The 22567-nt window shown below is 49.0% G+C and carries 32 protein-coding genes; 25 read left to right on the forward strand and 7 right to left on the reverse strand.

Features of this window, described 5'->3' with window-relative positions; translation table 11 throughout:
* The first annotated feature begins 29 nt into the window (after window positions 1-29).
* Window positions 30-380, forward strand: a complete 351-nt coding sequence (locus BJP61_RS20720; protein WP_171999523.1) for a hypothetical protein — start codon at window positions 30-32, stop codon at window positions 378-380.
* Entirely contained in the window at window positions 370-621 is a 252-nt protein-coding gene (locus BJP61_RS20725) for a hypothetical protein (RefSeq protein WP_171999525.1), read from the forward strand. The genes BJP61_RS20720 and BJP61_RS20725 overlap by 11 nt, the downstream gene beginning before the upstream one ends.
* A gap of 275 nt (window positions 622-896) precedes the next feature.
* Here the strand turns inward: BJP61_RS20725 and BJP61_RS20730 are convergent, their stop codons facing one another.
* The gene (locus tag BJP61_RS20730) at window positions 897-1187 is read right to left on the reverse strand and encodes a hypothetical protein (RefSeq protein ID WP_105621089.1); all 291 of its coding nucleotides are present in this window, start codon (window positions 1185-1187) and stop codon (window positions 897-899) included.
* Between the two features lie 1571 nt (window positions 1188-2758).
* Between BJP61_RS20730 and BJP61_RS20735 the strand changes: the two genes are divergently transcribed.
* From BJP61_RS20735 to BJP61_RS20770, 8 genes are all read left to right on the forward strand, one after another.
* Window positions 2759-2965: a hypothetical protein gene (locus BJP61_RS20735; RefSeq protein WP_171999527.1), complete on the forward strand. Its 207-nt coding sequence runs from the start codon at window positions 2759-2761 to the stop codon at window positions 2963-2965.
* A 10-nt stretch (window positions 2966-2975) separates the two neighbouring features.
* The gene (locus tag BJP61_RS20740; RefSeq protein WP_255485539.1) at window positions 2976-3218 is read left to right on the forward strand and encodes a hypothetical protein; all 243 of its coding nucleotides are present in this window, start codon (window positions 2976-2978) and stop codon (window positions 3216-3218) included.
* Between the two features lie 161 nt (window positions 3219-3379).
* A complete protein-coding gene (locus BJP61_RS20745; RefSeq protein ID WP_105621091.1) occupies window positions 3380-3718 on the forward strand; it encodes a hypothetical protein in 339 nt (112 codons plus the stop codon).
* Window positions 3719-3854: 136 nt separating this feature from the next.
* Window positions 3855-4277 carry a hypothetical protein gene (locus BJP61_RS20750; protein WP_158700619.1) on the forward strand — a complete coding sequence of 141 codons (423 nt, stop codon included), beginning with the start codon at window positions 3855-3857 and terminating at the stop codon, window positions 4275-4277.
* A 110-nt stretch (window positions 4278-4387) separates the two neighbouring features.
* Complete coding sequence (locus tag BJP61_RS20755) at window positions 4388-4669, forward strand: ABC transporter (protein WP_171999529.1); 282 nt, start codon at window positions 4388-4390, stop codon at window positions 4667-4669.
* A 9-nt stretch (window positions 4670-4678) separates the two neighbouring features.
* On the forward strand, window positions 4679-4912 hold the full coding sequence (locus BJP61_RS20760) for a hypothetical protein (RefSeq protein ID WP_105621094.1): 234 nt from the start codon (window positions 4679-4681) through the stop codon (window positions 4910-4912).
* A gap of 2 nt (window positions 4913-4914) precedes the next feature.
* Entirely contained in the window at window positions 4915-5217 is a 303-nt protein-coding gene (locus BJP61_RS20765; protein WP_105621095.1) for a hypothetical protein, read from the forward strand.
* 183 nt (window positions 5218-5400) lie between these two features.
* Window positions 5401-5880, forward strand: a complete 480-nt coding sequence (locus tag BJP61_RS20770; protein WP_105621096.1) for a hypothetical protein — start codon at window positions 5401-5403, stop codon at window positions 5878-5880.
* A gap of 658 nt (window positions 5881-6538) precedes the next feature.
* Here the strand turns inward: BJP61_RS20770 and BJP61_RS20775 are convergent.
* Together BJP61_RS20775 and BJP61_RS20780 are read right to left on the reverse strand one after the other, a co-directional pair.
* A complete protein-coding gene (locus BJP61_RS20775) occupies window positions 6539-6742 on the reverse strand; it encodes a hypothetical protein (protein WP_171999531.1) in 204 nt (67 codons plus the stop codon).
* A gap of 46 nt (window positions 6743-6788) precedes the next feature.
* Window positions 6789-7442 carry a hypothetical protein gene (locus BJP61_RS20780; RefSeq protein WP_171999533.1) on the reverse strand — a complete coding sequence of 218 codons (654 nt, stop codon included), beginning with the start codon at window positions 7440-7442 and terminating at the stop codon, window positions 6789-6791.
* A 426-nt stretch (window positions 7443-7868) separates the two neighbouring features.
* Here BJP61_RS20780 and BJP61_RS20785 point away from each other — a divergent pair, with 426 nt between their 5' ends.
* A complete protein-coding gene (locus BJP61_RS20785; protein ID WP_171999535.1) occupies window positions 7869-8291 on the forward strand; it encodes a hypothetical protein in 423 nt (140 codons plus the stop codon).
* A gap of 31 nt (window positions 8292-8322) precedes the next feature.
* On the opposite strand, the gene BJP61_RS20790 is transcribed toward BJP61_RS20785, so the two are convergent.
* The 4 genes from BJP61_RS20790 to BJP61_RS20805 all read right to left on the reverse strand — a co-directional run bounded on the left by BJP61_RS20790 (window position 8323) and on the right by BJP61_RS20805 (window position 11599).
* A complete protein-coding gene (locus BJP61_RS20790; protein ID WP_171999537.1) occupies window positions 8323-9012 on the reverse strand; it encodes a hypothetical protein in 690 nt (229 codons plus the stop codon).
* 73 nt (window positions 9013-9085) lie between these two features.
* Window positions 9086-9613, reverse strand: a complete 528-nt coding sequence (locus BJP61_RS20795) for a transcriptional regulator (protein ID WP_171999539.1) — start codon at window positions 9611-9613, stop codon at window positions 9086-9088.
* Window positions 9614-9715: 102 nt separating this feature from the next.
* Entirely contained in the window at window positions 9716-10021 is a 306-nt protein-coding gene (locus tag BJP61_RS20800) for a hypothetical protein (protein ID WP_171999541.1), read from the reverse strand.
* Between the two features lie 3 nt (window positions 10022-10024).
* Window positions 10025-11599 carry a DEAD/DEAH box helicase gene (locus BJP61_RS20805; RefSeq protein WP_171999543.1) on the reverse strand — a complete coding sequence of 525 codons (1575 nt, stop codon included), beginning with the start codon at window positions 11597-11599 and terminating at the stop codon, window positions 10025-10027.
* Between the two features lie 64 nt (window positions 11600-11663).
* On the opposite strand from BJP61_RS20805, the gene BJP61_RS20810 reads away from it, so the two are divergent.
* The 14 genes from BJP61_RS20810 to BJP61_RS20875 all read left to right on the forward strand — a co-directional run bounded on the left by BJP61_RS20810 (window position 11664) and on the right by BJP61_RS20875 (window position 22497).
* Complete coding sequence (locus BJP61_RS20810) at window positions 11664-12362, forward strand: ParB N-terminal domain-containing protein (protein WP_171999545.1); 699 nt, start codon at window positions 11664-11666, stop codon at window positions 12360-12362.
* Window positions 12362-13039 carry a ParB/Srx family N-terminal domain-containing protein gene (locus BJP61_RS20815; RefSeq protein ID WP_105621103.1) on the forward strand — a complete coding sequence of 226 codons (678 nt, stop codon included), beginning with the start codon at window positions 12362-12364 and terminating at the stop codon, window positions 13037-13039. Before BJP61_RS20810 ends, BJP61_RS20815 begins: the two co-directional genes overlap by 1 nt.
* A complete protein-coding gene (locus BJP61_RS20820; RefSeq protein WP_171999547.1) occupies window positions 13036-13677 on the forward strand; it encodes an ATP-binding cassette domain-containing protein in 642 nt (213 codons plus the stop codon). The genes BJP61_RS20815 and BJP61_RS20820 overlap by 4 nt, the downstream gene beginning before the upstream one ends.
* Window positions 13667-14215, forward strand: a complete 549-nt coding sequence (locus BJP61_RS20825) for a hypothetical protein (RefSeq protein WP_057057286.1) — start codon at window positions 13667-13669, stop codon at window positions 14213-14215. Before BJP61_RS20820 ends, BJP61_RS20825 begins: the two co-directional genes overlap by 11 nt.
* Window positions 14212-15102 carry a hypothetical protein gene (locus BJP61_RS20830; protein WP_171999550.1) on the forward strand — a complete coding sequence of 297 codons (891 nt, stop codon included), beginning with the start codon at window positions 14212-14214 and terminating at the stop codon, window positions 15100-15102. The genes BJP61_RS20825 and BJP61_RS20830 overlap by 4 nt, the downstream gene beginning before the upstream one ends.
* 12 nt (window positions 15103-15114) lie before the next feature.
* Window positions 15115-15381, forward strand: coding sequence for a hypothetical protein (locus BJP61_RS20835; RefSeq protein WP_057057284.1), 267 nt, complete (start codon window positions 15115-15117; stop codon window positions 15379-15381).
* A 173-nt stretch (window positions 15382-15554) separates the two neighbouring features.
* Complete coding sequence (locus BJP61_RS20840; protein WP_171999551.1) at window positions 15555-16193, forward strand: DNA-binding protein; 639 nt, start codon at window positions 15555-15557, stop codon at window positions 16191-16193.
* A 2-nt stretch (window positions 16194-16195) separates the two neighbouring features.
* On the forward strand, window positions 16196-17452 hold the full coding sequence (locus BJP61_RS20845; RefSeq protein ID WP_171999553.1) for a phage terminase large subunit: 1257 nt from the start codon (window positions 16196-16198) through the stop codon (window positions 17450-17452).
* Window positions 17453-17506: 54 nt separating this feature from the next.
* Entirely contained in the window at window positions 17507-19075 is a 1569-nt protein-coding gene (locus tag BJP61_RS20850) for a hypothetical protein (RefSeq protein WP_171999555.1), read from the forward strand.
* An 18-nt stretch (window positions 19076-19093) separates the two neighbouring features.
* The gene (locus tag BJP61_RS20855; protein ID WP_171999557.1) at window positions 19094-20002 is read left to right on the forward strand and encodes a DUF6651 domain-containing protein; all 909 of its coding nucleotides are present in this window, start codon (window positions 19094-19096) and stop codon (window positions 20000-20002) included.
* 26 nt (window positions 20003-20028) lie between these two features.
* The gene (locus tag BJP61_RS20860) at window positions 20029-20901 is read left to right on the forward strand and encodes a major capsid protein (protein WP_171999559.1); all 873 of its coding nucleotides are present in this window, start codon (window positions 20029-20031) and stop codon (window positions 20899-20901) included.
* Between the two features lie 81 nt (window positions 20902-20982).
* A complete protein-coding gene (locus tag BJP61_RS20865; RefSeq protein ID WP_063160598.1) occupies window positions 20983-21192 on the forward strand; it encodes a hypothetical protein in 210 nt (69 codons plus the stop codon).
* A 40-nt stretch (window positions 21193-21232) separates the two neighbouring features.
* A complete protein-coding gene (locus tag BJP61_RS20870; protein ID WP_171999561.1) occupies window positions 21233-21667 on the forward strand; it encodes a hypothetical protein in 435 nt (144 codons plus the stop codon).
* Entirely contained in the window at window positions 21667-22497 is an 831-nt protein-coding gene (locus tag BJP61_RS20875; RefSeq protein ID WP_171999591.1) for a hypothetical protein, read from the forward strand. Before BJP61_RS20870 ends, BJP61_RS20875 begins: the two co-directional genes overlap by 1 nt.
* Window positions 22498-22567: the final 70 nt, after the last annotated feature.

Below are 22567 nucleotides of genomic sequence, written 5' to 3' on the forward strand. Positions count from 1 at the left end.
ACACCACTTAGAAAACAAAGGAATAAATTGTGTGCATTATAGCAGTAGCTCAGGCAGTACGTGCGGATCGTCACTTAAACAAATACATCCGCTACAACGGCATGGCGCTATCAAAACGTGAACTGGTAATTCGCCTGGTGAATGAAGGCAGAGTGCCAGAGCAGGTAGAAGTGGATAAGGTGCAGCCAGCTACCAGAATGCAGATGTTTCGTTGGGACAACGAGCAGCAACGGGAACATGAGCGTAAGCGCGCTGCCGGTGGTAAGAAGACCGAGTATCGTCTTAGCCGGCACGACGGTGTTTTCATTGAGGTCAGCAAAACCATGCACGACTTTGCGGCGCTGCTGCTTGCGGAAAAGGAGGTTGCTCATGGTCACTGAACAGATGCACTATGAGTTCCTGAAGGCGAACTATAAACATGATCGCTTCGAGGGGAGGAATGGGAACGGCTGGGATAGAGACTATTCAGCTTGTATCGCTCGCAGCTCATTCCAGGCATTAGAAAGCCATGGCTACACCTGCATCTCTCATCACGAATCGAAGACCGGTGATGCAATCTGGTACGATCGGAATCTTCACACGGCAACCTATAGCGAAATGAAAAGGAAGTATGGCGTATGACATATGACATCTACGCAATCGACCGTTTGTCACTGGTCGATTCTTGCTTGAAGGAATTAGGTATAGAGCGCACACCTGAGAATCTTAAAGCAGTCCAGGCACTTTTTTACCGACGAACTTCATCATTATGCGGCCAAATTGGGTTGGGATGATAAGGTCATTGTCACAAAAGCATACCATTTGATTAAGGTGGGTTTTGACGTCAAAAAATGAAGATATACCCAAGCCCATTAAGTAGTTTGATGCGTACCAGGTGGGCTTGTTTGAAGATGGACTTAATCCTTATTAATCAAATTTCTCTCGTTAAGCTGAACGAGATTTGCTGCCTCATTGAACAAAGACACTGCCTTTGCGTAATCCTTTAAATCCGCTGAGCCTGTAACCTGGTCCCGTGAAACAAAGCTATTGCCGGTAATGGGCGTTGACCAAACCTGAAAAATGCCGTCCATCTCCCCACCAACTGTCATGGTTAGAGATACATTATAGATAAGCGTATTAGGTTCTCCCTTATCGAGCACAGTCTTAGAATTATACTCAGCAAGCGTAATGTTGTAGTTGGAAGGCATGTAATTACCTCTATTTGACAATGTTTACTGGTTTATTTCGGCAACACTTTATCATGCGCACCTTTTAACCCCAACGTCGGCGTGTGAGTCAATAATTGACCTTTTCTATAAGAGCAAGTTGACCTGGCTATTTCATACTGAACTGATAGGCTCACGCCAGTCACCACCTGGGGTTGTGGGCATATTCACCCATAAGAAAACAAATAAATAACCGATCAACAAAAAGTCAACGCCATACCCTCTTTTTGCCCCAAAAGTTGATCTGTTGCAGCCATCCCACTTATACCCGCCAAGGAAGCGCCAGAACCATACCAGGGAAGAGACATCTCACCAAAGCAATACCATTTGCCACCCATTCGATAGACACGCTGAGAATCGCTCCCGTCGCGTTGTAGGGGATAGCAAAACAAATTGTTTTACCGCATAAGAAAACAAGTTGTTAAAGCAATAAACAGCTGGCACAACTGCCATTACCCACATTCCCATAACCGCAAATACCCACCTCACTTTCGTCAGGCTATCAGAGAACAACCCTCCGACTTACTGCAGGCAATCCAGAAGCCCAAAAGCCAGAGACAGCAGCAGAAACAGGAAAGGGAGACACGCCATTACCCACATGCCCGGAAGATTCAGCCAGCCCAGAGAATCCAGCACCAACACTGGCGGGAGAAGCAAACCGCATAAGCTACAGAGAGAATAAGCTATAGGGGGAACTACCATTACTTTCACTTCCACGATTTACAACAAACCCAGCTGCCGAGAAGAGAAATCCCCAAGAGGAAACTGGAGAGGCGAATACAGGAAAAGGAGATATGCCATTACCCACACCTCCACGATTTTCAGAAGAGAAACACCCAGACACCACAACCAGCTATTCACCACTAACCGTTATAGGGAGTAACGAATACGCCAGAAGGAAGAAAGCAAATCCCAGAGAGGAAGAGACCGCGCTATTAAGCGTTATAGGAGAGAAACACATAGGGATTGCTGTCTATAGTGGTCAGTCGATATGAGTACGTTTACCAATAGGGAATGGGGGGAACTGTAAGGGAGTGAAATGGTGGAGGGCGCGCTTCAATCACCGTATTTATTCAAGCCCTAATTTTCCGTCGCCTTTGCATAGCACCCTTCGCTCGAATCACCCGCAGGGAGAATGTCACCGCCGCCCCAATCCCTAGATCTACCGATCGTCACCTGAGCACACCGACCCTATGACACCAGCCTCCGGGAAGCGGCGCGGAACCGGTAAAGAAACGGCCAGAAAAAAATATTTTCGGGAAACGGGTGGATGCCGGTTTAGAAAAAAAAAGAAGGCGAGTGGTGGATCGCCCCAGAGAAAGGGGCAGGCTCATATCCCTATAGTTGGATTTCGGTTAAAAGCCTGTGGTCATCCATGACCAGTGGGTATTGTTGGTCAAACTCTTTAGGGGTGCAAGTCCTATTGTAAGGGGTGAGGTGGCCCGACGAGAGAAATTGCCTGCGGGAACCACAGACCACCCGAACATTTCAGCTTTATCCCCGATCCGTTGTTGGCATAATAAGAGCCATAAGAAAACAACGGAATAACGCACATGTATAAACATTTAAATATCTGCATCACGCTTGAGGGTGTGGACACTGACGAGATCTCATTGGATGACGTTATCCGCTCTGAGGATGTGGCTAAGCGGATCGGCTCATTGATTGGTGAGGGTTACAGAGAAGGCTCATTCCCATTGCCGGTTGATGACCAGCAAATGTCAGTCGCCTGGAACTGCACTACTTCTGATTCTAATTGAGAGGAATACTATGTCTGTGAAAATGCCTGAGCTGCTGGAATACTGGAGCGTTGACGAGCTGGCCGAATGTCTGGATGGCGTCGGCAAAGAGTTGTACGCAAAACTGTGGTCATACATCCCCGCAAAAGGAGATGGCCCGAAAGGAGCTGAGGTCTGGAATGAACTGACCGAAGAACAACAGCAGCGTCTTGCTGATGCGGTTTATCGAGAGTTCCCGGACTTGAAAGCGGTAGACGAAGAAGATTCACTGTAATCGGAAAGCCACCAGCTCGGTGGCTTTTCTTTTGCCCACTTCCACCTGCGGCCACCAGCTGCCGATCATCCACCAGCACCCGATTCGTTATGCTTTGTGCCCTCTTGAGACACTGTATTATTTACACCAACGAGAAAACAAATTGTTTACATGGTGTGAATATGAATCTGATGCAAGCTATCGCTAACTACCATCGCAGCACGTTCAATCCGGTTAAGCGCTCTATCTCCCGCGTGAATCTGGTGGACATCACTGCGAATGGGGTAATCATCGGTGTGTTCCGTGAGAAGATTTTTGAGCATAAGTCGTTTGAGAGCGGCGAGTGCAAACGCTACAAAGTGGGCGAGCGCCTGTCCATCTCTGTTATGCGCTCAAATCGAAAGTACAGATTCGCAAATATTCAGCACTTCCCTAAAGACCAACTTGAGCGGGTGCTGGTTCTTGTCAACCAGATTGCCCAGATGGAGATTCAGCGAGCGACGATCGCCGTAGCAGTATAATCATGTGCCTTTGACTACTTCAATCAGCCCACCTCTAATCCTTGGTGGGCTTTTTTACAGGCTCAACACCCTTCGGCTTGTAAGTAGGTAGCTACCTAACTACAATGGCCGCGACTAAACATGACATGGAGGTCATATGACATACAAAGCAACAGAATTGGTTTACGACATGTATTACGCCTCTGAGCGCACCGAAGATGGTGGCAAGGTGGCAAAGATTACTGTCCAGATCCGTGACGCGTCCGTAGGGCTTGAGAAACAGATTAGTACCCTGGTTCGCAGAACCCCGAAAGACAAAGCGCAACCTGCGGTGTACTCAATTGGTGCGCAGACTGTTATGGATGGCAGCGACCCGCTGCTGGTGGCTATCGAGAGTCATTACCGTGCATCTGGTAAAGACCTGTTCGAAACCCTGATGGGTGAGGTTACTGACTTCATTGAAACGGGCATCGACAACACCAGCACCTGGATCGGCGCATATGGCATGAAGATTACCTCCGGCGTAACGCTGGATAATTATCTACCTGCTGATGTGTTGGCCGCAGGCCAGCCTGCTTAAACCACAATGGCGCGCTAACCCGCGCCATTTTCTTATGCCCGATAACAAATTGTTTTATGCCGTGTGTCACTTGCGATAATTAGTCCAACAACAAAACAAGAGAAAAGCACATGACCGAATTTAACGTTACACCCAAAGCAGAAAACGTCCACCTGCTTTCCTGGCTTGACCTGAACGAAGCCGAGCAGAGCGAAATGGATCACGTCGAATATGACGACCAGGGCAGCACCCGCTTCTTCCACCACGAAGGCGCACTCTTCGATGTGGCCGACTTCATGATTGATGACCGCACTCCTGAATGGCACGCCGGTTATCCACTCAATGCCTTCGCAATGCTGATGATCCGTCTCACAGAAGATGGCGATAGCGTAGACATCGGCTTGATGCACTGAGAGGGCGCCATGAAATTCCAACCAACGCCAGCAATCCAGAACCCGGAGACGGAAGCCTTCTGCCAGAGAATGGCAAAGGAGTATATCGCTCATGTTCAGCCCCACCAGCGCGGGAGCACCGTTTACGCGCAAGCATATGGGGTATGGAAAACCAAAGTCGATGTGTGGCTACAGCAGCGTTCCCTCGTGCGCTGGGAAGTCATCGCTATGCAAGATCGCATTCGTTCACTCGTGCAGGGTTAATCATGAAAGTCGTCACAATCAAAACAGCAATCATCTCTACCGCTCACGTTCGCGAAGAGGACATGCGCCTCATTGAAGAGAAGTGCCGCAACGTCAATTACGGCTGGTGGGTTCACGACACTGAAGGTGGTGCAATTCTTCGCATTGATGCAACTCAGGGTAGTGGGCTGGACGATCTTAAGTCCGATGGCCTGACCGATTTCGGGTACGCAAACCTGAAAGCCATTTATGACGCCGGTTATGGCTACATCCACCTCGATATGGATGCCCCGGTCATTGAAGAGCTGCCTTCGGAAGAGTGGTAATGACTAACCTCACCAGCTCAGGCTGGTGGGATTACCCACCCACATTCCCGGAGGCTAACCGACCATCCGGTTTACCGCAGGCCACCAGCAACGCCGTAAACAACGTATTTACTGCCGTGTGACCATTGCGATAATTAGACCAATAACAAAACAAGTTGTTAAGACAAATAACGAGAAAAGCACATGAATCAGATTTACCAGATGGACACCCGCCTGGGTAATGCACAAGTCCTGTTTAACACCATTCACCATGACGTGCGAAGCGTGACAGTGGACGGGAAGGACGTTACAAGCACTCTGGGGGCATATGAAATTAATGACCTGCAGCTGGCGCTCAAGTCCGATCGTTTCTACAAACGGGATATTGGCAATGCGCTGGTGGTTCGCACCGCTACTGGATTATTCGTCTTCCCACTGCGCGGCCGAAACTGTGCATCCCGTCGATTTGAGATGGCTGTCCAGATCGCAATGCACTTCTACAACACGCGTACCGGATTAGACCCGGATTGGGTGACATCCACTGCAAAGCGATACGCAGATCAAGCAGAACGCTACACCGGTGTCATTCTGGAAGCGGGTGACTTTGAGTGGAAGCTGAAACTGCCAGAATTTACGTTTAAGACCCGCAATAGCCACGAGCTGATAATGCTCGAAGGGAAATAGCGAGAAGGGAAGGGGAGGGGCGTCGGAAACGGCGCTCTTTTTGTTTGGAAACCGTGGCCGCAGGGAAATTTTTGAAAACGGCCACAGCCCTCGAAGGGGAGCCGCAGGGAAACGGGTAGGGGAATTTTTCGGGAAACGGCCAGCTTTCGGTATAGGGATTCAGGTACAGATTAGGTTTGGCTTTAGGAGTGGGGTAGGGCGGTGGCCAGGGCCACCCCAGAATCGCCCCCAGCCATTTGCCGAGCATCCACCTGAATGGCTTTACGCCTTGACTGCTTTACCACTGGATTGCCAGCCAGCCAGCCAGCCAGACTCGCCAGCCAGTAAGCGCACATTGTACCAGCGCCACGCGATGCCAGCGCACAATGCCGCTCCATACCGACACGTAACAGCGCGCCCATATTGGCAACGTTACATCAGACAACGATCACAATTTAAACATGGCGATTTAAACGCGCTGTAAAGCATTCTAAGCGCTTGAATCTATAACGTGTGGTAACGCATTACCCAACGTTAAAACGCGTCTCTGGGATCGTCTCATGGCGTCGATTTTTGAGCATGTCTCGTTTGCTGCGACACAACGAAAAAAGCGCCCATAGTGGGCGCTGAAGTGGTGCGGATCTGGAAAGCAAAAAGCGCCCACTATGGGCGCTTAAAATTAGCAGTAAAGATCGCGTTTTAGTTTTCCGATTGTATCGACTAAAAATATATAACGCTTTTTTCTTTCAGTCATATAACCATTTACGACATCGAAAAAATTTAAATTCATTTCGTCCAGTTCCGCTTGTAGCTCTGCGCAAAGTTCCGCTTTAAATTTCATGTATGCTTTATTCTGGCGCTTTAAGTAATCTTGCTTAGTCATTCTTTTGTGTCCATTTAAAAGCGCCCATAGTGGGCGCTATATTCCTTTATTGAGCTACTGCGAAAGCATCACGGATATAAGACACAAAATCATTATCTAACAGTTTATATTGTTGTGATCCGTTTTTGGCTGCGCCAGCTCCTTTGATCTTCTCAATCAAGCCCAAACGTTCACACATAGCGATTAATTGATTTGCTTGCGTATACGTTTGATCCGCTTGCTTCTCATTTTCTTTCTTAGCTTCATCCATCAGCGTCTTAACTGCGCCATTGGTGAAAACTTTCATTTCATCCTTGATAATCTCAACAATTGCAAATACGCGTGAACCAGATTGATCCGCTAATGAGTATTCGCAACGTTTAGCGCGGATAGAATTAATCAAGTAGACCAGTTTTTCCAAGCTATAGCTATTCTCCATTGCTTCGCGGAAAAACTGCTTTGGCGTTTGCTTGCTTGCTTTAATCGCATAATAAAACACACTATTTGCTTTATCATCAGTCAGTGGCTTGCAAACGTTGTTAGTGAAATATGCAAGTTTAGTTTTGGCAGCTTGCATCGCTTTTTTATCTGCTTTCGTATCTTGTCCAGCTTTATAGCGAGTAGTGTAATTTTGTTCGACGCTTGCAACAGTTTCAGCTAATTCAATTGCAACAGTGGTAGCAGCTTCAATAACAGATTTTTTAGAAATGATGTTTGACATAATGTTTATCCTTTATATTTGCGCAAAGCGCTGAATGTTTTGTTTATCGTTAGCGTGTTTGCTTTCGATGGGTTGCATTATGGATGAGTTAAAAAACCGTGCAAGTTCTTTTTATGATTTTTTTTAAAAAAGATGAAAAAAGCAAAGTCCTAGAAATAAGCGTATAAGGAAGGAAGGTGTTCCCTCAATAAATCCCCTGTTTCGGCTACTCCCCTTATATATAATTGACCGGTTGACCATATCGACCAATAAAATATTGCAGTCACTGACGCTATTGGCCTTATATATAATTGATCGACTCAACAATTAACCACTTAGCCGCTGCCGCATGGATAACCTTATTGCTTGCTGATATGATGCAACGGTGAATAACACGCCTGCACTACATAACTTAAATTAAATTGCCCTTATAGATTCGGGATGAATATGAAAATTGCCTATTTCACTGCAACAGCTGCTGCACTCCTTCTCTCCGCTTGCTCCAACCAACCAGTAGCGACCGGTGAAGCAAAAGAAGTACCATCGAAGCAGATCATCGATCGCACCCTTACACAATCCGCCACCGGCACGGTGCTGACGGTCGTTAAACGCGATTCTGGAACTAAGGGAGCATTCTGCACCGCGACGGTTGCAGTTGATGGGAAAGATGTGGCCGAAGTGGGGATGTCTGAGAAGGTGAGCCTTTACCTTGCGCCCGGGGAACACATTATCGGTGCTCGACTTTCAAGAGCCATGCCGTTCTGTGCCGGTGAGAACGTTGAGACAACTGTGGATGTGAAATCGGAGGCCGCTTACAGATTTGGCAGCAATGCCGGTGGTGACTTCTATCTGAACAAAACTGCTTGGTAAAAATAGACCCGCATAATGCGGGCCTTATAGCCTACAACTCTTCGGCTCTTCTAATATCAAGTAATTTAGTTACAGCACCATGAACTACATCCTTCTTAGGCCCGCTAGATAAATTATGAACAACTAAGCCGAAAGGTTTGCAATATGCGTATTCATCAAATTGATATTTGAAATTATCGAATTTTGAATTAATTATGTGTTTTGTTTTCTTTATTAATAGGCAATCTTTTTCGTTTAGCTTAATTTTCTTGAAAACAACTTCGTTGGTTTCTGTGTTACTGTTTTTAGTTGGCAACATGTCAAAGGTGCCAACATCATTACCATTGTAAACTTTATCGAGATTAATGTAGCGCGGATATACGTAATCGTTCTTTTTTGTATTTATTTCAGTATGGTCAATAATATCATCGCTACCTATAATGTAGGTGTGGCGACCCTCGCCTCTGGGAACTATTTTGCTTTTAAGCTGGAGTTGACTTACGGTCTCATCCTTCGCGACATTATATTCAGAATACTCGATTTTATTCTTTGAGTATTCTCTTACCTGGAAAGCATCTTCGTATGGTAGTAGGAGCAGTTCGCTACCCAAAACCATCCTTACGTTCCCATTGAATTGAGTTGGTAAAACATATTCGGTCAAATCGATTTTTTCACCATCACAACCTGCCAAACCTATAGCTGCGATGAATAAAGATAACTTTGACAACACCCTGAAACTCATAAAAATCCCTAAAAAATCTTTATCAAAGAAGGAAGTATCGGCAGGAACGTTTAAAAACTTTAAGTCGAATTTCTCACCAGAATGGAATAATCCGCTCAACCCAATCGAACAAGATCACCAGTTGCTTACCGTCAGGCTGACGCAAGTTCAACTGGTTAGCATTCACGCCTGCGGAACGCCCCTCAATCTCCCTACCTTCGGCCATGTAGACACGAAGTAGCTTATCGTCTTGGTGCGACTGGCGACATATCTTGAAGAAGTCTCGCTTTGATGGCTGGTTTACCAACTCGTCTGCGTTTATGGTCAACCTTCCCGCATAATCAACCTTAACTTCTGATGGGTTGATGGTTTCAATTACGGCCACACGCTCTAGTGGCACACGAACCCGGTGGTCGTTATCCGAAGGGATAGGGGTTAGGTCGAGTTTGTTTCGTGCGGTTAGAAGCCCATATACGTACAGAGAGAAAACCTGGCCATCCTCCAGAGTTACCCTTACAGGTATGTTCTTGGCACGGTAATACTGTAATGATCTCTCGACGTCCTTATAATCGCGAGGCCACACCTCAGCGGGTATGCCGTAAGTAATATCAGTGATAGTCATTTTGAGTCCGAAGTTTTGTTTTTTTGTAGGGTAACACGCGATTGTGTTGAGGTGGGAATGGTGCCGAGATAGTGGGCTGGAGAAGACCAGCCCAATGTGAAGTTAAGGCTTCGGTTCTGGGTTGCTTGAGTGTTCCAAACCAGCGAGCAGAATGTCACGGTCTTCTTCCGTCATGTCGGTGGTGTTGTACAGTTCAATAATCCTTTGTGCGGCTTTACTGGTGGCCAAAGCCCTTTTCGAGTACCGCGCGAAGTCGGCCATGTTTACTTCTGTGACGATCATGTCGATAACTTCAGACTTGGTCATCTTGACGCCAGATTCTCTGAGTTTGCTCTTAAACGCTTCAACTTTGTCGTTAGCGCGAGGACTCAAAGCAACCTGGCAAAAAACGGGTTTTGGTTTTTCCATGTATCAGTTGCCCAGAACATTAAAATCAAACTTTCCATCGACAGGCAACACGCCTTCAGCGAAGCCGGGTGTAGTGTCGATGATGTTTTTGCGCTCGTAGGAATGAGACATCAGGTACTTATTGGAACAATCAATAAAGTCAGAGATAAAACAAACATTTGCCTGATTCTTTTTGGCTCGTAGACCACGTCCAACGCGCTGACGCATCTCGACTTCTGCCTTCCCACCACCAGCGAGGATCACCGCACCCACACTTGGGACATCAACCCCTACATCGAGTATGGTGGAGCCAATGAGAATGTCTATTTTGCCTGCAGCCAGGCTCTGCAATTTTGCTTGTCGTACTTTCTGGGATGATTCACCATAAATGAAGTCAACCCGCAATCCCTCTGCCTGCATCATCTCCATTAAGATCTGACCATGCCTTTTGTGCTTTACCAACGTCATACAGTTTAACTTGTGTGACCTATACATTACAGCGGCACGAACAATCGCTGCATTACGGTTTAGGTTGTAAACGATGCCTAATTGGTACGCCTTTTGGTATGGCGTGCTCATAACAACCCGGAAATTCAGGTGTTTTGATGCAAGTTCAGCCTTAATCCTAGCCTCATCTGGAGTGTACGCGATTTTATGATATAAGAAGTAGGGTTTTGCCAAAATACCTTTATCAATCAGATATTTTTCCGTCACCTTTATCTCAATTCGGCCGGCAACAGCCATCAATCGCATGTTGGCTTCCGTGGAATCCTTCATAAACGGAGTTGCGGTCAAAGCCAGTCGATAATCAGCGTTGTGACAGAGTCTGGCGATGTCGTAGAAGCTGGAGCCGGATGATTCGTGCGCTTCTTCCAAAATCAGGAGGGAAACGCTGGCAAGCAGTTGTTTGATAAGCTCTCTTCGCTTGAGGTGCTGGGCGCGCTTCTCGGGAGAAAGGTCAGAACCAGGCTCATTTAGAAAACTGGAGAGTGTTTGAACTGTCGCAACGTTAATATGACGTGATACCTTCAGTTCACCCGAGCCAATCACACCAACCTTCTGCCCCTTAAGCCACGGCTCGCCATTTTCAGCTCGATAGGCGATGGATTTTTGAAAGTTTTCCGCCATTTGGAACATAAGAACTGATCGAGTCGTGATGAACAGCGTCATACGACCAATACGAGCAGCTGCCTTGCAGGCTATATTTGATTTTCCGCCACCGGTTGCGACCTGGGCAATCATACCGCCCACTTTCACCATGGCTTCCACTGTCTGATCTTGATATGCGTAATCGGGATTGTAAGGGAATGGGTTAACCGCGGGATTTGGCTTGCCAAGAGCAGAAACCATCGGTTTCCGAATGTGAGTTGCAGGAATACCAGCCCGGTTTAGCTTTGCTGCGATAGATCGAGCAAATCCAGCCGGAAACGAGCATTTTGACCAGTTGAACATGGTGCTGCGACCATCCCATCCACCACTACCTGAAAATGAGGCGCCATCAACATCGTAGCTCAACATGTCCTGAACTATCTTTTTTACGTTGTCATCCGCCCCTGAAATTAACGCGTTCACTGCGTTTGATACAATATTAACGCCCATGTGTCTTTCCTTAGTGCCTTTATTGTGTTAACAGGCTATGATTTAATAAGTAGTTGGTTACTTAATGGATTATATCAAAAACATGGACGTAAAAATTAACATCTTGCAGGTGGAAGTAGGGCTACTGCAGCCAAACCCGTGGAATACAAACGCCGTGGGTCTCCAGAATTTCGAAAAGCTGAAAGGCTCAATCGACCGCCTGGGCTTCTTCAAGCCGATCCTGGTTCGCGAGCTGTCAGATGGCTCATATCAGATTCTCGGTGGTGAACACCGCTGGCGCGCAGCCATTGAGCAGGGCATTGCCACTGTGCCAGTTATCACCGTTGGTCAGATCAGCGACGTGGTGGCAAAGCAAATGTCTCTGGTCGATAACGAGCGCTACGGTGAAGACGATCAACTCGCTTTGCAACGTCTGATTGAAGAAATCCAGTCAGAAACTGGCTTCAGCCTTTCAGAAATCGCCCCATTTGATGACGAAATGGCAGCGACACTGGCCCGAACTGCGGCTTTCGATATGGCGGAACTGGAGCGACTGACTGATGGCGACGAGAAAGCGGCAGAAGAGGATAAACGCGAGAAGGTTGAGCGTTTGGGTGTGGAGCACCAGACGATGCGCTTCAAAGTCACCTTCGATTCTGCTGATTCAGTCACTACAGCCATTAAATCGATCATTGCCGAGCAGGGCATTAATACTGGCAGCGACATGGAAGACGCTGGAGAAGCCCTGGTGTGGCTCGCAGACTTTTACAAGGAACGTAATTGATGAGCACCCCATTTGAGATCGTGTATCTCGACCCTAAAACCTTGGTTCCATATGAAGCCAATGCCAAAAAGCACGACGAAACCCAGATTCGTGATTTGGCTGCGGCGATTGCTAAGCGCGGTTTTGACCAGCCAATTACCGTTGATAAAGACATGGTGATCATTACCGGTCATGGCCGCCGAGAGGCTGCAATTTATGCTGGGCTTGAGCTGGTGCCGGTAATTATCCGAGCCGATCTCGACGAGGTCTCTGTTCGCGCGAAGCGTCTTGAAGACAACCGTCTGGCCAGCACCGATTATGACGCCATTAAGCTGCAAAAAGAGCTGGAAGAGCTGGTGCTGGGCGATGAGGTTGTAATTGGCTTCGATGAGCGTGAGCTGAGCGTTTTGGTTGGCAGCATGACGGAAGACATGGCCACCGACTCTCTGGTGATGGATTTGGGTCATGAATCCGTGCGCCAGCATGAAGAGCATGAAGAGATCTCCCGGGAAGTGGCGGAATCAGAATTGCGAGTGATCGACGTGCTGGGGTTTAAAACACTCCCTGCTGGCTCTGCGTTGGTTGTTGGGGATTTACTAGCCCATATGGAAGAGGTAACGGGAGAGAGCGGGGCAGAAGCATTTGTGGCTTATGCGAAGCGTGTTTCTCAGGAAGCTGTCGATGAGGGAGAGGAATGAGCAACTACCTCATCAATGTAGCCTTCCAAACGCGTGTAACTAAAACCACCCGAACGCTGGAGATCGCAGAGTCATTTGGTCTGGGTCTTGATGAAAAGGAGTGGTCGCTTTACGACAACCTGGAGCTGGAAATTAGGGGCGGTGATGTCGTGTACATCACCGGCCAATCAGGATCTGGTAAATCAGTGGTGTTGCGTGAGCTTCAGCGTTTGATGAAAGAAGAAGGTCAGGATGTGGCGTCAATCGAAGACTTTGCCTTTGATGACAGCAAGAACGTCATTGACCAGCTGGGTAAGACCACCAGCGAGGCATTGGGGCTGTTATCCATGGCTGGGCTTAACGATGCCTATTTGTTTGTTCGCAAACCTTCTGAGATGTCAGATGGCCAGCGCTACCGCCTGAAAATCGCAAAACTAATCGAAACCGGCGCAAAGGTATGGGTTGCTGATGAGTTTGGCGCTGTTCTGGATCGAGTAACTGCCCAGGTCGTTGCCTCCAATCTCAAGCGCGCTGCGCGTAAAGCCGGGGCAACTGTCATGGTGGCAACCACGCATGAAGACCTAAAAAATGCGCTGCGCCCGGATGTGCAGATCACCAAGCACTACAAAGAACGTGTGAAGGTGGACTATGCAGCTTAAAAAAGTTTTCCCAATTTACGAGGGGGCTGAGCTGCGCCGCCGCTGGACGCATGAAGCTGAATGGCAAGATTGGCTTCGCGCCCATGGCGCCTATGGCTTCCGTGTCGCTCCATATTACAACCGCTGCGTCGTTGTTTTTGGTGAGAAGCGCTATGTAGAGGTGATCAAACAGCTCTATGGGCTGGATGAGAGTGAATATGTTGCAGGGGTTGGTGGCATGGTCACTGACCTGGGCTACATCCAGTACGACACAAATGTTCACTGCGTCTATCTGCCTGAAAACTACAACGAGTCGGTTTACTGGCATGAAGCCTTACATATCGCGCTTATCACCGGCCAACACCATGATTTGATGCCTTCGGATCAGGAGGCTTTCACTTATCTTCAGGGTTACATCGTTGAAGAGTTTGTGAAAGCTCGCGTCAAGTTCCTTGCCGACAAGAAGGCGGGTGGTTTGCCGGCGATCGAGGATATTGTGACGCGTCACCCCTCAACTATTCGTCGCGGTGGTTATGGCAGTCGGAAGGTGGTGCGATGAACGATGTAACCATTAAACGCTACAAGCCTGAAGAGTTTCCGAAGCATTTGGATTTTCTGGAGCGTATGACTGTGACGCGCGGCACTGTGGACGATTGGAATGCTTTGAAGTCGCTGCATTACAAAACTGACGGCAAACCATTCGCACCAACCTATTACCGCTGCGAGCTTGACGGTCGGCTGGTGGGCGTTGTTGTTGTGGCTTTTCCAAAATTGCTTCTGGCGCCACGTCACCGCATGTTCCCCAAACTGAAGCCCACCACTAACACGACGGTGGCCAATCAGTTCTGGGGGCGTTACGTGAATAACAATTTCGCTGTGATCAGCCGTTCAGTGGTGGACACCCAATACCGTGGTGTGGGTGTTTCATATCGCATGATTAACCTAGTGAGCCGAATGCACAACAGGCCGATCATCGAAATCCAGTCCTCGATGAGCAAATACAACCCTTTTGCGATGAAGGCAGGTTATCAGTTTATTCGACCAGAGCGCCCGAAGAGTTACGAAAGTGCGCTGCGCGTATTCCAGCGGCATTTCCGTGCCGACCCGGGCGACAATGAGAGCATTGTAAAAGAGCTGTTCTCGATGAGCGAGAATCGGCGCCGGCGCGCGCTGGTGGATCTCGTTGCCGACTACCATAAGAACTCATCGTTGGCGAAAGCTGGGCGTAACCGCGGCACAACCGTGCAGGACATCGCTGATTCGCTGGTGGATGAAGCCAGTATCGTGAAATTGCTGAAGGACATTCACAACCTTAGCTTTACGTCGCCGCTCTATGGTGTTTACCGCAACCCGGACTTTGGCAGGGAATTGCCTGACGTGTTGCCACTACTGGCATTCGACAACCAACCATTAAATGCGCCGCTGGATCTGGCGCGTATCTCGTAAGGAAGCGAGCAAATGATTTTGACAGATAAGCAGAAAGATATTCTGCGCACTATTTACCTTGGCCACGATCGCGGCCATTTACTTGACCTCGATGAGCTGCTGGAGGTTCTGCCATACAAAACCACAAAGCAGAGTATGCAGTTCTCTCTTCGGGCGCTAATTAAAAAGGGACTTGTCGAGAAAGGTGAGTTTCGAGCGCGCGGAGACGATGGCTATCAGCGCCGCACACTCGGTCTGACCGTTATGGGTAGGGCAAGCGTAAAGCTGATGGTGGCATGAGAAAGACCTGCTTCCCATAAATAAATAATTACTGGTTATTTAAATATACGGAAGCAGGCTTTTAACCACTCCCCAATTAAATTGTTTTCTAACCTTAGAAACCAATTTGTTTAGAACTCCAGAAAATTATTTTACTCGGCGCAAGGAAGCGCCGTGGTGGTTTAGAGGGAACTATGACGACCGAAGCTGAAGAGGTAAAGGTCAAGGTCACGCCAGCTATGTGGGCGGAGATCGAGGCGAAATGGGCGTCCGGTGAGTACACGCTTTCCAGATTGGAAGACGAGTATGGGCTGCGCCGCGAGACCTTCTCTCGTTATTTCAAAAAGAAGGGCTTGGCCAAAGGAGCCGACTCAGTTAGCAAGATGGTGCGCGAATCTCTGAAGTCAGACGCAGAGATTCGGGCTAAAGAGCGCGCCGACAAAATTGAAGATCGTCGTAACAAGTATGACAGCTGGGCATTCACACTTGGCAGAATGGCAATGGGTCAGGTTGCCGAGGCGAAGTCCAAAGGTACATCGCTTGCTGTTATCGAGGGCGATCTAAAGTCAATTCAGCGCGCCAGCAATATTCTGGCTAAGTGCTTTGATGTGTCATCCAAAGCACTGGGCATGGATAAAGACGAAGGCTTGGCCGACGAAATTCCTAACCTGGTGTTTGGCGAATTGACACCAAATCAGGTGGCAGAGCTGCGTAAATCAGAAGAACCAGATCTGATTGACGACGATGAGCTTGAGGCACTTGAAGAGGAAGCAGCAAAAGACGCTGAGAGCGTTTTAGAGAGCGAAGCTGACGATGATAGTGGGGAAGCGTAACCATGGCCATCCCGTCATCGCTGAGCTTAATTCAGCTGCATTCTGGGCAGATGTCAGTGTTCCAGTCACCCCATCGTTTCAAAGTGGTGTGTGCTGGCCGGCGCTGGGGTAAGTCCCGACTGTCGATTTCTAAAATTATTCGTGCGGCTGCTTCTGGCCGCAAACAGCGAGTCTGGTACGTGGCGCCAACGTACCAGATGGCCAGGCAGATTTTGTGGGATGACCTTCAGGAAACTATCCCGCGCAAATGGGTGGCTAAAAAGAACGACACCACAATGACGATCGTTCTCAAGAACGGTTCGGAAATTGCCCTTAAAGGTGCGGATAAACCAGATACGCTGCGTGGCGTTGCATTGAATTTCGTCGTACTCGACGAGTTTCAGGATATGAAGCCTGACACCTGGTACAAGGTATTGCGTCCAACGCTGTCTTCTACCCGCGGTGGGGCGCTGATTATCGGTACGCCTAAAGGCTTTTCTGAGTTCCATAAACTGTGGACGATCGGGCAAAACGAAGATCTGCAGAAGAAGGGACAGTGGAAGAGCTGGCAGTTTGTTACGGCCGACTCGCCATTTGTTCCAGAGGCGGAGATTGATGCCGCGCGCAATGATATGGACCCTAAATCATTCGCTCAGGAATACCTGGCGTCGTTTGAGAACATGTCTGGCCGCGTGTATTACCCGTTCGACCGCAAAACGCATGTTAAAGATGTTGCCTTCAATCCGAAGCTGCCAATCTGGGTTGGTCAGGACTTCAACATCGATCCAATGTCCTCGGTCATCCTGCAGCCGCAGCCGAATGGTGAAGTTTGGGCGGTTGATGAGTTGGTGCTGTATTCCTCAAACACCGCAGAGGTATGTGATGAGCTGGAACGCCGGTACTGGCGCTCAAAGTCTCAGGTAACAGTCTTCCCAGACCCTGCAGGCGCATACCGACAACATGCGCGTGGTGAATCGGATGTGGACATCTTTAAAGAGAAGGGTTTTCTGCGTATCGATCACCCGAAGAAGCACCCGCCGATCGCTGACCGTGTGAACGCAGTAAACCGTATGCTGATGACCGCGTCTGGGGATGTGAGACTTTATATCAGCCCGAAGTGTAAGGGGCTGATTGAATCACTGGAAAAAGTGATCTACAAACCGGGTTCGCGTGATATGGACAAGTCAGGTGGTGTAGAGCATAGCGCTGACGCCCTCGGCTATCCAATTCATAGAAGATTTCCGGTTAAAAGTCGTGTTATTCTTGGTGGTTCACGGTAGGTGGTTAACTACCTATATTAAAGCGGTATTTATATTAAATTGGGGCTTGGTCAAATGGAATTGACTGACAAAGTAATCAAGGATCTGGTTAAACGCCGGCATCCCGAGTATGAAAAGAAAAAGGAGCATTGGGACTTTATTTCGGCCACCTACGCGGGTGGCCGGGCATGGTTCGATGACAACGTTTTCCGCTATTTCAAAGAAGGTGATCAGGAATACAAAGAACGTGTAGAGCGAGCATACCGCTTCAACCACACGCGTGAAGTCGTAAACCTGATCAACAAATACATTTTCCGCGAAGATATTCACCGCACTGAGGAAGACGCACCAGAGTTCATCCAAGATTTCTGGCGCCGCGCGACTCGTCAAAACGTTTCCGTTAACGAGTTCATGGCCGCCATCGATCTGCAATCCTCCATCTATGGGCGAATTTGGGTTGTGGTGGATAGCACAATGGAAGCTGGCGCTGAGTCGGTTGAAGACCAGAAGAAGCAAGATGGCCGCGCCTACGCTTACTGGATTTCACCGCAGCAGATGCTGGATCTGGCATGGGATGACGACGGCAATTTACTGTGGGCGCTTGTGGTGGAAGTCGCCCGTGATGATGCCGACCCGTTTGCTTCTACCGGACAAGAGTTCCAGCGTTATCGCTTGTGGACTCAAAACGAATGGTATCTGTTCCGCGAAGAAGTGAAGAAGGGTGGCCAGAAAGGTAATGCTAAGGTTTACCTCGAAGATAGTGGTGAGCATAACCTGGGTGTTGTGCCGGTGTTCCCTGTTGACTGTATTGGTCAAAGCGAATCGCCATACTTCAGCCCATCGCTCATTGATGACATCGCTTACCTTGACCGTGCGGTGGCCAACTACCTGTCGAACCTTGATGCAATCATTCAGGATCAGACCTTCTCCCAGCTGGCGATTCCAGTTCAGGCAATGCTGCCTGGCGATGAGAACCACGGCAAGGTATTGGAAATGGGAACTAAACGAGTGTTTACCTTTGATGGTGAAGGTGGCTCGCAGCCGTTCTACATGTCGCCAGACCCGAAGCAAGCCCAGATGATCATCACCACGGTTCAAACTGTCATCAACGAGATTTATCACTCTGTTGGTGTTGCCGGTGAACGAACTAAGCAGGACAACGCAAAGGGCATTGATAATTCCTCTGGCGCAGCCAAAGCATACGACTTCCAGCGCGTGAATAGCTTGCTGGTGACGAAAGCTGAACGTCTGGAACGTGCAGAGCGCCAGATGCTTGCCCTGGTTGGCAAATGGATGGGTGAAGAGCTGGAAGACGATCACACATTGGTTAGCTACCCGGAGAGTTTCGACATCCGTGGTTTGACTGACGAATTTGCTGTTGCTCAGCAGTTATCAGAGTTGCAGGCGCCGGAAAGTGTTCGTCGTTATCAGATGGAAATGCTCATCGATAAGATCTTCCCGAACGTCACGGAGAAAATGAAAAAGGAATTTGAGGCAGATCTCTTGAAATTTCCTCCAAAAAATGTATCTGTAGGTATTGAAAATAGGTTGTCAACTACCTATGATAAGGCATCTTCTCAAGAAACCGAGAATACTTCTTCCCAAGGATCAGGGAACTCATCTGCTCAAGCAACCGAGCGATAAGGCGTAAAAAGGAATTTTATGAATCTGTGGCAAATGATGATGGCCCGTCGTGGCCTGATGGACGTCGCTGGCAAGGAAGAGCTGGGCGGTGGCGGTGGCGGTGGTGGTGGTGACCCAACTAAAGAGCAACCGGGCGAACAGTCTGGTGGCGAAGGTGGCGAACACAACCCTGGCACTGATGACGCACATAAACAGGCTCGTCAGCCAGAACTCGACGATGAATACGCAGGTCTGTCTCAAGAGGAGCTGATCGCAAAACTGCGTGATGCCAAGAAGTCAGGCGCTGAGCTTTTGAAAGAGAGCATGAAGCGCAAGGAAAAACTGGCTGCTTACGGTGACATTGACCCTGAACGTGCTCGTCGTTTAGTGGATGCTGAAGCTGCGGCAGAACGTACCCGTCAAGAAGCGGAGCAAGCTGAGCTTGAGCGCCGCGGTGAATTTGACGCGGTCAAAAAACAAATGGTTGCAGCCCATCAAACCGAACTGCAGGTAGAGCGTGATGTCCGTACCCAGATTGAGGCTGAGAATGCCACTCTGAAGGCGCAGCTACTGGAGATGACAGTAGGTGCATCTTTCTCTGGCTCTGCTTTCTTGCGTGACAAAGCTCTGATGACACCGGCGAAGGCTCGTGTGATTTACGGCAACCATTTTGAAGTAGGCGAAGACGGCAGCGTTGTAGGTTACGACAAGCCAGCTGGTCAAAAAGACCGTGCGGTGCTGGTCGATGGCCATGGCCAACCTCTCGCATTCGAATCAGCGATTGAGCGTATTTTGCGTGCAGATCCTGAAGCCGACGCTTTGCTGCGAAGCGAGGCTAAACCAGGTGCAGGCTCACAAAGTAAGCCAAGTGCCAAAGTAACCACCCCGGTGAACAAGTCAACGATTGACAAGTTAACCGCGGGTCTGGGAAAAATCGTTACAAAATAACATCTTAATCAAAAGGAATTGAAAAGATGCCATTACTGCGAGACGAAGCTGAAAAGCTGTCTAACAACGAACTGGAACAGGGCGTAATCGAAACTATCATCGATCGCGATGACCTGTTTGCCGTTCTGCCTTTCATGAAGATCAACTCTAAGGCGTATCTGTACAACCGCGAAGATACACTGTCTGAAGCCAGCTTCATTGACGTGAACGATGTGGTTCCAGAAGGCGCTGCAACGTTCACCGAGCATGTGGCTAAGCTGCGTATTCTGGCTGGCGACGTTGACGTTGATAAATTCCTGGCGACCACCATGGCCGACACCAATAGCCAGCTGGCTATCCAGGTTCGTTCCAAAGTCAAAGGTCTGGCGCGTGCATTCCGCCGTAACCTGATCCAGGGTGACTCCACCAAAGACGCGAAATCCTTCGATGGCATTGCTAAGCTGATGTCTGCTGATCAGGGCATCGTTGCTAACGCGTCCATGACTTTCTCCATGCTCGATGAGCTGGTGGATGCGGTGAAAGATCTGGGTGCAGACTGCCTGATGGTTCGTTCTGAGCATATGCGCGCTTACCGTGCGTTGCTGCGTACAGTGAACGTCGGCCCGTCTGAAGTGATGATCGAAAACTTTGGTCGTCCAATGCTGACTCACAACGGCATTCCGTTCATCGTGAACGACTTCATCCCTGTTGTTGACGGCGCTGCCGACATCTACGGCCTGCACCTGTCCGAAGAGAACGGTCTGACCGGTCTGTACGGTGGTGATAATGCCGGTATCGTGGTTGAGTCCATCGGCACCGTTCAGAACAAAGACGCCCTGCGTACTCGTGTTAAATGGTACTGCTCTCTGGCGAACAAGCACGACAAAGCGATCGCGGCGCTGAAAGGCGTTAAGATTTAATCTTAATAATAGGTAGTTACCTACCTATCAACGATCACTAGCAAGGGTGGGCAGTCGCCCGCCCTTTTTTATGGAGTAAACATGGCAGACAAGAAAGTACGCATCACTGAAGAAGCGCTCTCTGATTACACAGGTCATATGTTCGGCGTGCCATTTGAGCATAGTGTTACCACCAGCCCGGTGAGTGAGGCCCGACAGAAGCGAATGCTTGCCGCCCTGCGCGGTGAGGTAGTTGAGGTGGCTGCAGCCGCAACTACAGCTGCCACCGATGCCGGCACCGGCACTGAATAAATATAACTTGGCCGTCTAATCGGCCTCTATAGGGACTCATATGAAATCTGCAAAAGTACGACTGCTCGAATCCTGCTTCAAAGGCTATACCGGAATGCTGTGTGGCATCCAGTTTGAAGATGGCATCTCTGTATCAGAACTGCCATTTGTGGATCAGCAGCGCATTTGCTCATCTATGCGCGCAGAAACCATTGAGGGCACCAATGTGTCTCCTTCTGGGATTTATAGCGAACGCCATGGGTTATCCGCTGACAGCGTAAAAGAGACCGCTGCGCCGGTTAATGAGCGTATGGAGCGAGTGACCACTCAAGCCCATGTAAGCACACATCCGAAGTTCTCCCGCGAAGAGCTGGAAGCGGTAGCTGATAGCGAAGGCATTGCCGGTTTACGACAGATCGGAAATGAGTTGGGCGTAAAGGGCAAGGGCATCGTTGAGATGATCGAAGGCATTGTGAAAGCCCAGGGCGGTGAATGATGGCTCAGCTCGGCACGTTTAAAAGCGGCGAAGATGTTTCGCTGTCATTCACTCTCAATGTGCTCGATGCGGCTTCCGCAACGTACACTCTGAAGGACGGCCGGGCGAACATTGTTGCGGAAGATGTACCAGTGGAGTTTGAGGCTGGCCAGATGTCCGTCACTGTTGTCGTGCCAGCCGAGTACAACCAGCTTGCAGATCGTGAACGGGATTTGCGTCGTTTGGTCTTGACGGTCAATGACGGCACTATCAATCACCTCTCTGAGCAGCTTTATGTTCTGATGGCAGACTTTGAGCTGGCGGTTCCACGACATTCGTTTGCCACAATCGCCGACGCCCAGATGCAGGCAATAGACATGCTGAATGGGGATGCGTTACTTGCCGATGGTGACAGCTTGATGCGCAAGCGTCTTATTGAGGCCACAAATCGCATCAAGACAATGCCTTTCTCAATTCGTCGTATCTTTGGTATCGATTATGACGATTACGATCGACCGCAAAACATGCTGAATGTCACCACAATGCCGTTTGGCGCAGCTGGGCAGTACCGCGTCGATATGGTGGATTGGGATGAGCTGAGCGATGAAGATTTTGCCGCTTTCCCGGATGTCTTCAAGCGCGCTGTGATGTTGGCTGTGATAAACGAAGCCTGTGAAATTGCCAACGGCAATGATGTAGCTGCCGCGCGCGAAGATGGGATTCTCTCTGAGTCGATTGGCGAGACGACCAATATGTACCGAACCGGTAAAAGCGCACCTAAGACGGTGGCTAGAACCACCTGGCGTTTGCTGGCTAAGTATACCAATAACCGGTTTATCGTTCGTCGGTAGTCAAATTTCGCGCCAGTGACCACCAGCATGGGGGCAGGGTTTAAGTCATCATTGATGCACCCGCACCAGT

The sequence above is a fragment of the Cronobacter sp. JZ38 genome, from assembly GCF_008932145.1.
GTDB classification, from domain to species: Bacteria; Pseudomonadota; Gammaproteobacteria; order Enterobacterales; family Enterobacteriaceae; genus Cronobacter; species Cronobacter muytjensii.